Annotated in this window: 15 protein-coding genes and 1 tRNA gene; 6 read left to right on the forward strand and 10 right to left on the reverse strand. The window is 36.1% G+C overall.

From position 1 onward, the window contains the following. Positions 1–39: 39 nt before the first annotated feature. Positions 40–2,556: an ATP-dependent Clp protease ATP-binding subunit gene (locus ACJ5H0_RS12500; protein ID WP_411249796.1), complete on the reverse strand. Its 2,517-nt coding sequence runs from the start codon at positions 2,554–2,556 to the stop codon at positions 40–42. 154 nt (positions 2,557–2,710) lie between these two features. Here ACJ5H0_RS12500 and ACJ5H0_RS12505 point away from each other — a divergent pair, with 154 nt between their 5' ends. The 6 genes from ACJ5H0_RS12505 to ACJ5H0_RS12530 all read left to right on the forward strand — a co-directional run bounded on the left by ACJ5H0_RS12505 (position 2,711) and on the right by ACJ5H0_RS12530 (position 6,372). Beyond that, the gene (locus tag ACJ5H0_RS12505; protein ID WP_273650277.1) at positions 2,711–2,935 is read left to right on the forward strand and encodes a uroporphyrinogen decarboxylase; all 225 of its coding nucleotides are present in this window, start codon (positions 2,711–2,713) and stop codon (positions 2,933–2,935) included. A 75-nt stretch (positions 2,936–3,010) separates the two neighbouring features. Then, positions 3,011–3,361 carry a glycosyltransferase family protein gene (locus ACJ5H0_RS12510; protein WP_411249797.1) on the forward strand — a complete coding sequence of 117 codons (351 nt, stop codon included), beginning with the start codon at positions 3,011–3,013 and terminating at the stop codon, positions 3,359–3,361. Between the two features lie 10 nt (positions 3,362–3,371). Beyond that, positions 3,372–4,031 carry a glycosyltransferase gene (locus ACJ5H0_RS12515; protein WP_411249798.1) on the forward strand — a complete coding sequence of 220 codons (660 nt, stop codon included), beginning with the start codon at positions 3,372–3,374 and terminating at the stop codon, positions 4,029–4,031. A gap of 46 nt (positions 4,032–4,077) precedes the next feature. Continuing rightward, the gene (locus tag ACJ5H0_RS12520) at positions 4,078–4,497 is read left to right on the forward strand and encodes a SufE family protein (protein WP_273650279.1); all 420 of its coding nucleotides are present in this window, start codon (positions 4,078–4,080) and stop codon (positions 4,495–4,497) included. A gap of 2 nt (positions 4,498–4,499) precedes the next feature. Then, on the forward strand, positions 4,500–5,465 hold the full coding sequence (locus tag ACJ5H0_RS12525; RefSeq protein WP_411249799.1) for a glycosyltransferase family 9 protein: 966 nt from the start codon (positions 4,500–4,502) through the stop codon (positions 5,463–5,465). A 4-nt stretch (positions 5,466–5,469) separates the two neighbouring features. Further along, positions 5,470–6,372, forward strand: a complete 903-nt coding sequence (locus ACJ5H0_RS12530; protein ID WP_411249800.1) for a glycosyltransferase family 2 protein — start codon at positions 5,470–5,472, stop codon at positions 6,370–6,372. A 76-nt stretch (positions 6,373–6,448) separates the two neighbouring features. On the opposite strand, the gene ACJ5H0_RS12535 is transcribed toward ACJ5H0_RS12530, so the two are convergent. The 9 genes from ACJ5H0_RS12535 to ACJ5H0_RS12575 all read right to left on the reverse strand — a co-directional run bounded on the left by ACJ5H0_RS12535 (position 6,449) and on the right by ACJ5H0_RS12575 (position 13,156). Then, on the reverse strand, positions 6,449–7,228 hold the full coding sequence (locus ACJ5H0_RS12535) for a hypothetical protein (RefSeq protein WP_411249801.1): 780 nt from the start codon (positions 7,226–7,228) through the stop codon (positions 6,449–6,451). Positions 7,229–7,356: 128 nt separating this feature from the next. Further along, on the reverse strand, positions 7,357–8,247 hold the full coding sequence (locus tag ACJ5H0_RS12540; RefSeq protein ID WP_411249802.1) for a hypothetical protein: 891 nt from the start codon (positions 8,245–8,247) through the stop codon (positions 7,357–7,359). 16 nt (positions 8,248–8,263) lie between these two features. Continuing rightward, positions 8,264–9,625, reverse strand: a complete 1,362-nt coding sequence (locus ACJ5H0_RS12545; protein ID WP_411249803.1) for a hypothetical protein — start codon at positions 9,623–9,625, stop codon at positions 8,264–8,266. Further along, on the reverse strand, positions 9,543–10,145 hold the full coding sequence (locus ACJ5H0_RS12550; protein WP_411249804.1) for a hypothetical protein: 603 nt from the start codon (positions 10,143–10,145) through the stop codon (positions 9,543–9,545). Before ACJ5H0_RS12550 ends, ACJ5H0_RS12545 begins: the two co-directional genes overlap by 83 nt. 2 nt (positions 10,146–10,147) lie before the next feature. Continuing rightward, positions 10,148–10,618, reverse strand: a complete 471-nt coding sequence (locus ACJ5H0_RS12555; RefSeq protein ID WP_273650284.1) for a DUF4280 domain-containing protein — start codon at positions 10,616–10,618, stop codon at positions 10,148–10,150. 54 nt (positions 10,619–10,672) lie between these two features. After that, on the reverse strand, positions 10,673–11,461 hold the full coding sequence (locus tag ACJ5H0_RS12560) for a hypothetical protein (protein ID WP_411249805.1): 789 nt from the start codon (positions 11,459–11,461) through the stop codon (positions 10,673–10,675). Continuing rightward, positions 11,436–11,657, reverse strand: a complete 222-nt coding sequence (locus ACJ5H0_RS12565) for a hypothetical protein (RefSeq protein ID WP_411249806.1) — start codon at positions 11,655–11,657, stop codon at positions 11,436–11,438. Before ACJ5H0_RS12565 ends, ACJ5H0_RS12560 begins: the two co-directional genes overlap by 26 nt. A gap of 137 nt (positions 11,658–11,794) precedes the next feature. After that, positions 11,795–11,869 (reverse strand) — tRNA-Val (locus tag ACJ5H0_RS12570). A 42-nt stretch (positions 11,870–11,911) separates the two neighbouring features. Beyond that, entirely contained in the window at positions 11,912–13,156 is a 1,245-nt protein-coding gene (locus ACJ5H0_RS12575; RefSeq protein WP_411249807.1) for a bifunctional folylpolyglutamate synthase/dihydrofolate synthase, read from the reverse strand. Between the last annotated feature and the right edge of the window lie 57 nt (positions 13,157–13,213).

The following is a 13,213-nucleotide window of genomic DNA, read 5'->3' on the forward strand; positions in this document are numbered from 1 at the left end:
TTTATTTTAACAAAATTATTTATTTATTGAGAAGACTTTTCAGTCGTCTTTTTTTGTCTTTTGAGCCTTGCCGGTTAATCCGTCTTTAGCTTCATTTACATCGAGAACAATTGTTTCTCCTTCATTTAATTGCTTGTTTACCAGCATTTCTGCCAATAAATCCTCAATGTATTTCTGAATTGCTCTTTTCAATGGTCTTGCACCAAAATCTTTATCCCATCCTTTTTCAGAAATAAAATCTTTAGCTGCTTCAGTTAAATCAACTTTATATCCTAATTTATCAAGTCTGGTGTAAAGCTTATTTAATTCAAGATCAATGATTTTCTTGATATCAGTCTGTTCAAGAGAGTTAAAGATCACAATGTCATCAATTCTGTTCAGGAATTCAGGAGCAAATGCTTTCTTAAGGGCATTTTCAATTGTGCTTCTTGCTCTGTTGTCTGTATTTGACTTTTTAGCAGAAGTTCCGAATCCTACACCATCTCCAAAGTCTTTAAGGTCTCTTGTTCCGATGTTTGAAGTAAGAATAATGATCGTGTTTCTGAAATCAATTTTTCTACCTAAACTATCTGTAACGTGCCCTTCATCCAGAATCTGTAATAAGATATTGAATACATCAGGGTGAGCTTTTTCAATCTCATCAAGTAGAACTACTGCATAAGGTTTTCTTCTCACGGCTTCAGTAAGCTGACCTCCTTCCTCATATCCAACATATCCCGGAGGCGCACCTACCAATCTTGATACGGCGAATTTTTCCATATATTCACTCATATCAATTCGGATCAATGCTTCATCTGAATCGAAAAGTTCTCTTGCCATTACCTTAGCAAGCTCAGTCTTACCAACACCGGTTGTTCCTAAGAAGATAAATGTTCCGATCGGACGGTTTGGATCTTTAAGACCCGCTCTGTTTCGTTGAATAGCTTTAACTACTTTTCTTACAGCATCTTCCTGTCCGATAACTTTTCCGTTCAGGTTGTTGTCCATCTGAGCTAATTTATCAAGCTCATTTTTACCAACTTTGGTTACAGGAACACCACTCATCATGGAAACTACCTCTGCAACGTTTTCTTCTGTAACCGTTTCTTTTTTCTCTTTTACATCCTTATCCCACTGATCTTGTGCGGCATTAAGCTCCATTTGAAGTCTTTCCTCCTCATCTTTAAGCTTTCTGGCCTCAAGATAATCCTGAGCTTTTACAGCTTTCTGCTTCATTTCTTTGATGTCTTCAATTTTCTTTTCGAATTCAATGATTTCGGTGGGAACTTTCATGTTTTTGATATAAACACGGGAACCTGCTTCGTCCATTGCATCAATCGCTTTATCCGGAAGGAAACGATCTGTAATATATCTTGATGTAAGATTCACACAAGCCAATATGGCTTCTGGTGTATAAATCACATTATGATGCTCTTCATACTTATCTTTGATCTGATTTAAAATCTGAATGGTTTCATCAATAGAGGTAGGCTCTACCATTACTTTCTGGAATCTTCTCTCTAATGCTCCGTCTTTTTCAATATACTGACGGTATTCATCCAAGGTAGTAGCTCCGATGCATTGAATTTCTCCTCTTGCAAGAGCCGGCTTAAACATATTGGAGGCATCCAGACTTCCAGTAGAACTTCCTGCACCTACAATAGTATGAAGCTCGTCAATGAATAGGATAACATCCCTGTTCTTTTCCAATTCCGTCATGATCGCCTTCATTCTTTCCTCGAACTGACCACGGTATTTCGTTCCTGCAACTAAACTTGCAAGATCCAGTGTGATCACTCTTTTACCAAAAAGAACTCTGGAAACCTTTTTTTGCTGGATTCTTAAAGCTAATCCTTCTGCAATAGCAGATTTACCCACTCCGGGCTCTCCGATAAGAAGCGGATTGTTTTTCTTTCTGCGGGAAAGAATCTGAGAAACCCTCTCGATTTCTTTCTCACGTCCGATTACAGGATCCAATTTCCCATCCCTTGCTAAAGATGTAAGGTCTCTACCAAAATTATCCAGCGTAGGAGTTTTGCTCTTTGCAGCGCCTAAATTTCCTGCCGGTTTTCTCATCTGCTCAAATTCTTCTCTTTCATCATCATCATCATAAGCACTCATCTGAGGTGATTGTCCGGAATTTTTAAGCATTGTCTGGTACTCTCTTGAAACGCCTTCATAGTCGATATCGTAAGCGCCTAATATATTTGAGGTGGGATCTTCATATTTATAAAGAATACCTAAAAGTAAATGAACGGTATTAATTTCATTACTTTTGTATTGTCGGCATTCTAACTCTGCACGTTTAACGGCATGATCTGCCATTTTCGTGAAAGAAATATTGGTTACCTCCTCAGAAATAGGATTAAGACTTGCTGTATTTAGAGTTTCAATTTTTCTTCTGATTTGTGTTAAATCGGCATTAAGGTTTTGAAGGATTTCTTTTGCAGAGTTTTCTGTTTTTATAATACCTAAAAGTAGATGTTCTGTATTAAGAAATTCACTTTTCAGCCTTTTAGCTTCATTTTTGCTCTGTTTGAACACTTGGCTCAAACCTTGTGAAAACTTATAATCCATAATATATCTCAATTAGAATAAAGATAGAATTATCTTTTATTCATTATTCTAAATTACAAATATTTTACCAAAAATCAATTAATGACTTTATGGCAGAAAAAAGTTTTATTATCTTATTGAAAATGACTAAGTTTGTGTCCCTTAAATTTTTCTTATGAACCCCGAAATTGCTGCTTATATTGGATATTCTGCTTCACTTTTTCTTGTGTTGAGCTTTATATTGAAAGATGTAAGAAAAATTAGAATCGTAAATATGATCGGCTGTATTTGTTTTGTCATTTATGGTATCTTTAACGGAATGCTCTGGCCGGTTATTATACCCAACGGATTGATCTGTATTATACAGATTTACCATTTAATGGCCGGAAAGAAAAGTTAATGAAAAAAAAAAATAATTACATCTGCTTTTAGTAATCTGTATACGGATCAGCGAATAGAAAAGGTCTGTCACACCTTGTATGAAAACGGATACTCCCTGGAACTGATCGGAAACGACTGGGGTGGAGCTGAGAAAATCACGAGACCTTATCCTTTCTCAAGGATTATGCTGGTTTCTAAAAGTTTAAAGACGGCTTATTTTGAATTTAACTGGAAATTGTACAAAGAACTGAAAAGGAAAGCTGATAAGAATACCATTCTTCATGCTAATGATATTGACGCTCTTCTTCCCAATTATCTTATCGCAAAAAAATTAAAAATCCCTTTAATTTTTGACAGTCATGAAATTTTTTCCGAAATGCCAGCCATTCAGGGCAAAATGTCACAAAAAATATGGCGTTACCTGGAAAAAAAAAGTACTTCCTAACTTAAAATTCATGATAACAGCCAGCGGAAGTTATGCAAAATGGTTTAAAGAAAAATATCATGTAGAGGCTACAGTGGTACAAAATGCACCCAAAAAAATAAACTTTCCAATAGATATTCCCGATAATAAGCCTAAAGTATTTTTATACCAGGGTGCAATAAATCCTTTTAGGGGAATCGATAAAGCAATTCTGGCTATGCATCATATTGATGATGTTGTTTTCAAGATTGCAGGAGATGGTCCCAAAAAGAAGGAATATGAAGAGCTGGTAGCTCGTGAGAATCTACAGCATAAAGTTGAGTTTTTGGGCAAGCTGGTGCCTGAAGATCTAAGAAAAATTACTCTTACCGCAGATGTGGGGATGAGTATCGAGGAAAACGGCGGGGACAGCTACTTATACTCCCTTCCGAATAAAGTCTTGGACTGTATTCAGGCAAGGGTTCCATTAATTATGGCTGATCTCCCTGAAATGCGTAATATAAGAATGCAGTTTGATGTTGGTGAGATCATTAAGGACCATCAGCCGGAAAATATTGCAGATGCTGTTTTCAGAATTTTAAATAAGGGAAGAAAGGGTTATCAGGATGAATTGAAAAAAGCCTCGGAATTGCTTTGTTGGGAAAATGAAGAACTAAAACTTCTGGAAGTTTTTAGAAAGGCATCTCAATAAATTATCTTTACAAAAATGGTATCTTTGCATAAAGAATTGTTAAAAGATGACCATTAAAGAAAAACAGCAGGAAATAATAGACGAATTTGCATTTCTTGACGATTGGGAGCAGAAGTATGAATATATTATTGACCTTGGTAAAGAATTGAAAGGGCTTTCAGAAGACAAGAAAACAGATGCTAATCTTATTAAAGGATGCCAGAGTAAAGTATGGATTGATGCTGAATTTAAAGATGGCAAACTTTATTTTGATGCTGATTCTGATGGTATTTTACCAAAAGGAATTGTTTCTCTTCTGGTTAGTATTTACAGCGGGCATTCTACACAGGAAATTCTGGATTCGGATTTCCAGTTTATTTCAGAGATCGGACTTCAGGAGTTTCTTTCTCCTTCCAGAGCCAACGGACTAATGGCAATGACTAAACAGATTAAATTTTATGCAGTTGCCTATCAACTGAAGTCGTAGTTGTGACAAGAATTTTAGCATATCGTTTTTCCGCTTTTGGCGACGTTGCGATGACAGCGCCCGTTTTTCGTGAATTCCTTGAACAAAACCCTGATGTAGAAATCGTAATGGTTTCCAGAAAAAATTTTGAAAGCTTGTTTTCAGATATTCCCAACATTATTTTTAAAGGAATTAACCTGGATGATTATAAGGGTTTTTTTGGATTGAACAGATTGGCCAATGAGTTAATCAGAGAATTTCATCCGGATTTCATAGCTAATTTGCATGATGTAATCAGGACGAAGGTTCTGGATAAAATCTACAGGAGAAAGGGATACAAAGTATTCAAGATCAATAAAGGAAAAGAAGAAAAGGAAATTCTTACCGATGTCTGGAATCTGGATAAAGTACAACTGAAAAAAACCGTCGAGCGATATGCAGACGTATTCCGGGAAATGGGGTTTAAAGTGAACTTATCCAATAAATTAAGGCCATCAACACAGCAAAAGTCCGGGATCGGGTTTGCTCCTTTTGCACAGCATAAAGGAAAAATGCTTCCCTTGGATAAATCCTATGAACTCGTTAAAATTTTAGCCCAAAAGGATAAAATATATTTCTTCGGAGGCGGGAAAAATGAAACAGAAACCCTGGAAAGATGGGAAAGTGAAATTCCGAATACCCAAAGTCTTTCCGGGAAATTAAACCTTAAACAGGAGCTGGATACAATTGCAGAACTTAAACTGATGATCTCAATGGATTCTGCCAATATGCACCTTGCCAGCCTTGTGGGAACAAGATGCGTTTCTATCTGGGGATCTACACATCCTTATGCCGGTTTTTTAGGGTTTGGACAGAGTGAAGATGATGTGGTGCAAATTAAAGATTTAACATGCAGGCCTTGTTCAGTATTTGGAGATAAGGAATGTTTCAGAGGAGATTGGGCATGTCTGGAAGAACTTAATATTCAGAAAATCATTGAAAAAATCTGATGAAATGAAAATTACAATCTGCATTCCTGTCTATAATTTTGATGTCCGGGAATTAGTTTCTGATTTGGAAAAAGAAATTACAGCAAAGGCTTTTAATGCAGAAATCATATTAATCGATGATCGGTCTGAAGAACAATTTAAACAAATTAATAAAGTCCTAGAAGGTAAAGTAGAAAAATTGATCTATCTGGATAAAAACATTGGGAGATCAAAAATCCGCAATCTGTTTCTTTCCTATTCAAAGGGAGATTATTTACTTTTTCTTGATTGTGACGGTAAAATAACAAGTGACCGTTTTCTAGAAAATTACATACAATTTATAAAAGAGAATCCGGATACAAAGGTGATCTATGGAGGGCGAGTTGTCTCAGAATCACCGGTTGATCAAAACCATTATTTAAGATGGAAATTTGCCGTAGAGCGTGAGAATTTACCGGTTTCGCTTCGTGTGGAAAATCCTTACTTGAGCTTCCAAACAAATAATTTTATCATTGATCGGAATATCCTCAAGAAAGTTCCGTTTAATCCCGAATTTCAAAGATATGGGTACGAAGATCTGTTATTTGCAATGGACTTAAAATCCAGTCATATAAAAATTAACCATGTACAGAATCCTGTATTCAACAATGATGTAGAAGATAATCAACTCTACCTTGAAAAAGTAAAAGAATCGGTAGGTAGTTTATCTCAAATGCTTCAAGACAAACAACTCAGAGCAAAACTTTCCGAAATTAAACTGGTAAAAGCGTACAAGGCTATAAAAAGGCTTGGTTTAAAAAGCTTATTTACCATTTTCTTTAGGGTTAGCAGGCTAAGGATAGAGCGTAAGCTTTTAAAGGGAAATACCAACCTTAAATACCTTGATTTTTATAAGCTGGGATTACTACTGAATGTAGCGGATATCTGAAAGATTTTCTTTATTAGAATCATTTCAGGTAAAAATGAAGCATTGACAAAATGCCAATGCTACGATTGAAAATTAATTATCTTATTACTTCTAGAGGAGCGCCTTTTTTTGGACGATGAAGTACCAATTCATAGATTTCTGTACTTTTGTCTTTAAGTTTTGCCTGCAAAGCTGATTCATCTTTATTTTTTTCATCAGTCCTGATTAAAGCAACCATTCTTCCATTGCCATAAAAAACCATTTTATAATTGTCTATCGGTAAAACTTCAACGATATTCTGAATCGTTTCCGATGTTTCTGCCTGGTCCTTTTTGCTCTCAGCAGAAGAAAGGTATAAGGCCTTGTCAATTTCGGCATCTCGGACTTTTGTTTTTGTGAGAAAACTACCAATATCTTTTTTCTGCAGAATTTCCCTGAAATGATTATAAGTCTCTAAGACCTCTTTCAGAAGAGCATCTTTATCTTCATTCAACAGAACAGCGGAGTGGGACCATCCTGATACCTGATAGGGAACATCAGAAGTAAAATCCCAGGATTGAGTAATCTCTTTTGTGGGCTTATTGGTTTCTGCATTAAACTTACAATCTACTATTACCTCATAGTCAGGGGAATCAAATGAAGCATACTTTAAAATTCTGAATTTATAATATTTAAGCTCGTTTTCATCCAGTTCTTTATCCGACTTCAAAATAACTTTAACGGTTTGTTTTCCCGGACCTAAAATTTCACGATTAATAGGCAAGGTCAACGATGTTCCGCCGTTTTTGTAATAATAGGCAACCAGGATATCATTAATGTAAACCTGAAAATCGCCAGCTGCATCAAGGCTTAATGCATATAAAGGTTGAGAAGCCATATTTTGTGTTGTTTTTTTTTTCGTAATTACTTTTGTTTGATGGAGATGTATGAGACGCTGTATCTTTTTTTTGACAGCTTATCATGTTGAACAGCAATAAGCCAAATAATATCTTTTTGTTCATTGTGTTAATATTTATGTTCTTCTCCGGCTCCAAATGTCATGCTGACTGGATTTCCGGAGTAGCTTGGGATCAGTTTAAAAGGATCAAGTGTTTCCGGAGCTTTATTTTTGGAGTTCCTCTTCATGGAAAATTTGTAATAAACAGTAACCATAAGTCCTGAGAACTTGGTTGTAAAGTCAAATTTATTATCCCAATCGAAATTAGGGCTTGCTGTAATTTTGAATGAACAGTCTGCTCTTACCCCGGCCTGAAGCTCTACCTCAGGAAACTTATTAATCTGCTTGGCGCTCATAGTAAGGCCCAGTTCAAGTTCAAGTTTTCCTCCGAGTGTTCCGGAAAGGGTTAAATCGGTATCAAATTTATTGCCTTCTTTTGCATCATTCCATTTTACATAGGCTTCCTCGATTGCCAGATTTGCATAAAATATCAAATCAATACGATAGGTAATGCTTAAGGCATTCATTGATATTTTTTCAATGAGCCAGGTCGTTAGGTCCAGGAAAGTAATAAACTTTCCATAAACAGGAATTTTATCAGCTAAGGCCAATAAATCAATTTTAAGCTCTCCACCAATGAGGGGAGAACATTTTACCTTTCCGGCAAGTTCAAGGCCAACAAAATCCCCTGTTTTTGCAAATTTCCAGCTAATCCCTGCTGATGGGGCAGGAGGGAGGAGTGAAAGGCTCATCATGCTCCTTCTTCCTGCCAGTGAAGGAGGAAGGGATTCTGCTCCCTTTCTGGCCTCTTTTGCTCCTGCAATATCATCTACCGTATCATAAACCGATTTTAAAATGCCCAGCATTTTACGGTACTTTTCGGCAAATTTCCAACTGAGTTCATGGGAGACACCACCATTATATGAGACCTTGGCGGAAAGTCCAAAATTCCCTTTCATATCTCCCATGTAACGGTTAGCAGAAGTGGCAATTTTTTTTTTGTCCGTCTTTGATATTCTTGTTTTCGTTTCTCTCTTCTCTTCTTAAGTCGGCCAGGGCAACAACATCCCCTTTTGTTTTAAGATCTCCTACTGAGATGGTGTCTCTTGTTGCTTTACTTTCAGTACCATAGATATTATAGGTTGGCTCAGAATTACCGTACCAAACAGGGTCGGAGGTATTGTAAAGGAAGTTTAGTGACCATTCTACATCCGGGAATATCCTGATTTTAACAAGTTGATTAGGATAACGACAAGTAGAAACAGGAACAAAATACGTTTGTATTTTTTCTTTTGATAGCCAGAAGTAATTGACCAGCCAGGATTCTACCACAGGAATATCATTGAATTCTTTATCTCCGATAGCTGTAGTTTTGTTGTAAATGTAGGAAAGGTTCAGTTGGAGTTTATTTTCTCCAATAAAGCTGTAATCATCATTCTCTTTCCATCCCTGTACGTCTGCTACATTTCCTGACGGGGCTTTCGTTTCATCAGCGTAAGCATCAGTATCATTTGCTTGTGTGGGATCATTTTTTACGGATAGTGCTTTATTTGCGTAATGGGGAACCAGAACAGTATCTAACAAAAAAACATGTTGCGGGATATTATGTTTTTGGTCTTTAGGAAGTAAAACTCCCGTACATAAAACATTTTTATTCTGAAGATTATCCAGGGTTATGCTTATTTTTTTCTTTGTTTTATCTCCTGTTACAAGGTCAAAAGTATTTCGTGTATTGTCTATCCTGTCTTTGGCATCTTCATCAAATATAACATAGGGAGATCGTTTTTTATCATCCTCATCGGCTATCGTTATTTTGCTGTATCCGCAGGGATCATATTCTTTTTTAAGATATTCAATGTCTCCTATATATTGAATCTGATTATTTTTTTGTTTTTCAAATTCACCGAAAAGGGCACTCATATCATTATAAGGAACCAGTAAGTCGGGAGAAGTGTTAAAGATCCATTTTCCTTTTTCCATTCTTCCCCAGTTTGAAGTGTCTTTTTCAGAATCATATTCACCTTCCTGGGTAAGAAAACCTTTCGGTAGAAGAACAGGTCCTGTGAATCCTACATAACCTTTTAACCTTAGAAAGAACTTTTCATCCTTCTTTTCTTTATTGTGATTTTTTTGCCATTCGGTATTCAACTGAAACTTTAAAGATTTTACCGTGTTGTAAACGAATGGTCCCGGATTGGTAATTTCAATTCTTTGCTGTTTGGAAACGACCTTACCTTTGTTAATAAGCTCAACATCAAAAATGAACTTTGAAAGGCTGTTGTTCCAGTCGGGAAGCATATGCGTATAAACTTCTACATCTACTGTTTGCCCATACAACGCTTTTTTTTTCGTTATTTGTCAAAGGAATATACCCTCCTTTAGGAAATTTAAAATGACAGTATAAGACCTGTGGTTTATCAATAACAACCACTCTCATGGCTTCTGTACCATCTGTTTCAGGGAAATTACTATAAGGGATTAACAGATAAATGACTCCAATACTTTTTGCACTTGACTGAATGTCACCGGTAGTGAATACTTTGTTGTTTCCTTCAAATATTTTGTAATCCTTGTTTTCTTCGTTTTGGGCTTTTATTGTTGTAAAAAAGTCATTCGGCCCAAGGTTTGGGTAAAGTTGTTTAAATGATGTCCAGATATGCTCTCTTATAAGGAACCACTTCACTTCCTTCATTGTAGATTCCGGATTTCGGGTTCCTTTTCCCAGGCAGGTTTTATCCAGATAAGCAGTAAATGAGTTTCTGGCAGGGCTTAGTTCCACAATGGATCCGGAACCATACTTCCTGACGTTTTCTTTGGGCTCCTTGATCAGAGCTTTTTTAATCCCAGCTGTACCCATACTTAAAATCCAAATTTATAAAACTCCTGCGTATCATGCTGTGATATATTGATAACAGGATTTACATGTGACTGAAGCTCTTCATCTGCCTTTTTTATATTGCTTTTGGAAGGTTCTCCAATTTGTCCGGTTTTAATGATGCTGATGCAGTCTTTACCACCGATAGGACATGTTGCTTTGCTGTCTTCCAGTAAAACATAGCCATCAGGTGGAGAGTATTTTTCTTTTTCATAATAACCACTCCATTCAGTAACAACAGCTACACAGGGTGTATTGAGCTTTTTTTTGCATGAACCAAAGCTGTTTTTTTCAAAAGTAGATCCTATATCTTTATGTGTTGCAGCCAGTTTAGAGCTGCCATTAAGGTCATTGATGAAGAATTTTTGCTGTGTAAGTACCTTTAATGTATCGGGAGTAGTACCAAACTGACATTGGCACAAGGCTCCCTGTACTACTTTCTCTTTTAAAGACATATTAATGTAATTTGTGTGGTTTGTAAAATTAGTGTTTTTTATACAAATGGATTTTTACCAGTCATTTTCATATATGTTCTTATAAAATCCCCATTTGTTAGGCTCTGAAACCACAAGTCCGCCGGTAATAAAAGGGCTATCCTTACTTAGTTTCTTGTCAGAATACTCTCCGTTATGGAGCTGAAACTGATTGTAGCTGATTCTTTTAATTAATTTTTTTTCCCCTGAATAATCCCTGGTGAAAACTTCAAAGTACGCCCTGGTATGCATTGGAAAATGATGGTATACATCCAAATCAAAGGTGACCTTAAGAGACATCCAATATGCATCTTGATTAAAAGCATTTGCAGGAATAAAATATAAGTCCGCAGGTATTTCTTCACTTTTGAATTCAATAATAAAAGAATGATAATCTGTCGGAATCTTTTGAATGGTCTGAATTCCGGGGAATCTTAAGGGATTCTGATAAGGAATTACAGCCAGAAATAATGCTGTTGATGTTTTTCTGGTGTCTCCATAATCAATGAATTTAGGATGAAAAAAGAGATTCCAGAACCAGTCATAATGCAGGCCGTTCTCTATTTCTTTCTTATTTTCCATTTTATGGTCAACAGCGGATAAGAATTTCTCCAATGGGTGTCCCGAATACTTTTCAGATAATTTTAACTTCTCGTGGGACCATCGGGTTTTAATTTCATCAAAATTTGTAATTTCATTAGTGCCCGTTCCTTTTTCATTGATTTGGGTCTGGACAGGATATAGGGATTTCGAAATGGATTCGGCTAATAGCTCGCTAATGTTATCGGCTTGATGCTGATTAAAGTAGATGTTTTTTTTTATCAATCGTTAGAAAACCTTTCCCGTATTCGAGGTTTAATTCAGTAGTAATTTCATAATCAACCCTTTTATCCGGCGTTTCTTCATCATTTGAAAAATACTTTATTGAAACTCCATACTTTCTTGAGGGGAGCCCTAAAGGGTTTATTCTCAGAGTATTTAATCGTCTTAATATTTCTTTTTTTGATAATATAACATCCATAGCAAAAACATTTTAACCTATCAGACATGTGTTGTGTTGATCAAATTTAATGAATTGAATTGAAAAGACTTGAAAATTTAAGGAATTAAGGTAAGATCAAAAAAGAAAGATCTCCCAATTTCTTGAGAGATCTTCTGTGGGTCCTGAGGGATTCGAACCCCCGACCCTCTGGGTGTAAACCAGATGCTCTGAACCAACTGAGCTAAGAACCCTCTATACTTGTTTTCTCGTTTAGAGTGGTGCAAATATACGACTTATCTGGAAATCTCCAAATTTTTTTCTAAAAATTCTCCTACTACAAAGTTGCTTCCGCCAATAAAAATCATTTCGTCATTTGTACATTCTTGTTTTGCAGATAAATACGCTTCCTGTACAGAATCAAAAATTTTATAAATTATTTTTGCATTTATAAGCAAATCTTCATAATCTTTCGGATGACGTCCTCTGTGAATCGATGGTTTTGCAAAATAGAATCTAGAATTTTCAGGTAATAAACTCATCACTTCATCTATTTTTTTATCATTGACAAAACCTAAAATCACATGCTTTTTACAGTCAATGGAATTAAGCTGCGAGAAGACCTGTTCCAGACCAGCTTGGTTGTGCGCTGTGTCACAAATAGTAAACGGGGTTTTTGAAAATTCAAACCACCTGCCAATAAATCCGGTATTCTCATGAACATGCAATAATCCGTCTGTAATGTTTTTCTCAGAAATTTCAACATTCAGTTTTAACAACTCATCAGTTAACGCTAAAACCACCCTGATGTTTTTCTGTTGATAGTTTCCCTTCAGATCTGAAGCGAAACCCGATGACAATGTGGTTGCATCGACAAATGTTGCATTATTTTGATCCGCTTTAGTACGGATGATATTTTTTACAACTTCATTTTCATCACCGGATATAATAGGGATTCCGTTTTTGATAATGCCTGCTTTTTCCCGGGCTATTTCTTCTATAGTATTTCCCAGGATATTCTGATGATCCAGCTGTACATTAGTAATAGCAGATACCAAAGGCCTTATAATATTGGTTGAGTCCAGTCTTCCTCCCAAACCTACCTCGATAATTGCAAAATCTACCTGCTGTTGATAAAAATATTCGAAAGCCATTATGGTGGTAAATTCAAAAAACGAAGGCAAAATATCGTTGGGTAATGTTTTTAATTTTGTGATGAAATCAAAAACGAATTCTTTGTTACAGTTTTTCCCGTTTACTTTGATACGCTCTGTGAAATCAATAAGGTGTGGAGAATTGTATATTCCAACTTTGTAGCCGGCTTCCTGAAGAACAGAGGCAAGCATATTGCTGGTTGAACCTTTACCATTGGTACCTCCGATGTGAATACATTTTATTTTTTCCTGTGGATTGTCAAAAAATGTACATAGCCTCGTTATATTGTCAAGTCCTGGCTTATAAGCCTTCTCTCCGTCAATCTGATAGTTGGGTGCCTGCACGAAAAGCCAGTCAACGGCTTCCTGATATTCTTTGGTTGTCATGATGCAAAATTCTCAAAAGTTTTATTAAAATGAAACAATAATTTTTAAATGTGTAAC

This window comes from Chryseobacterium proteolyticum (assembly GCF_046591535.1).
GTDB classification, from domain to species: Bacteria; Bacteroidota; Bacteroidia; order Flavobacteriales; family Weeksellaceae; genus Chryseobacterium; species Chryseobacterium proteolyticum.

Coding starts and splice junctions, on each gene's coding strand:
- ACJ5H0_RS12500 (WP_411249796.1), bottom strand. CDS start 2,556: ATGGATTATAAGTTTTCACAAGGTTTGAGCCAAGTGTTCAAACAGAGC.
- ACJ5H0_RS12555 (WP_273650284.1), bottom strand. CDS start 10,618: ATGTCTTTAAAAGAGAAAGTAGTACAGGGAGCCTTGTGCCAATGTCAG.
- ACJ5H0_RS12515 (WP_411249798.1), top strand. CDS start 3,372: ATGATAACAGCCAGCGGAAGTTATGCAAAATGGTTTAAAGAAAAATAT.
- ACJ5H0_RS12520 (WP_273650279.1), top strand. CDS start 4,078: ATGACCATTAAAGAAAAACAGCAGGAAATAATAGACGAATTTGCATTT.
- ACJ5H0_RS12505 (WP_273650277.1), top strand. CDS start 2,711: ATGAACCCCGAAATTGCTGCTTATATTGGATATTCTGCTTCACTTTTT.
- ACJ5H0_RS12540 (WP_411249802.1), bottom strand. CDS start 8,247: ATGAAAGGGAATTTTGGACTTTCCGCCAAGGTCTCATATAATGGTGGT.
- ACJ5H0_RS12535 (WP_411249801.1), bottom strand. CDS start 7,228: ATGGCTTCTCAACCTTTATATGCATTAAGCCTTGATGCAGCTGGCGAT.
- ACJ5H0_RS12575 (WP_411249807.1), bottom strand. CDS start 13,156: ATGACAACCAAAGAATATCAGGAAGCCGTTGACTGGCTTTTCGTGCAG.
- ACJ5H0_RS12530 (WP_411249800.1), top strand. CDS start 5,470: ATGAAAATTACAATCTGCATTCCTGTCTATAATTTTGATGTCCGGGAA.
- ACJ5H0_RS12550 (WP_411249804.1), bottom strand. CDS start 10,145: ATGGGTACAGCTGGGATTAAAAAAGCTCTGATCAAGGAGCCCAAAGAA.
- ACJ5H0_RS12565 (WP_411249806.1), bottom strand. CDS start 11,657: ATGGATGTTATATTATCAAAAAAAGAAATATTAAGACGATTAAATACT.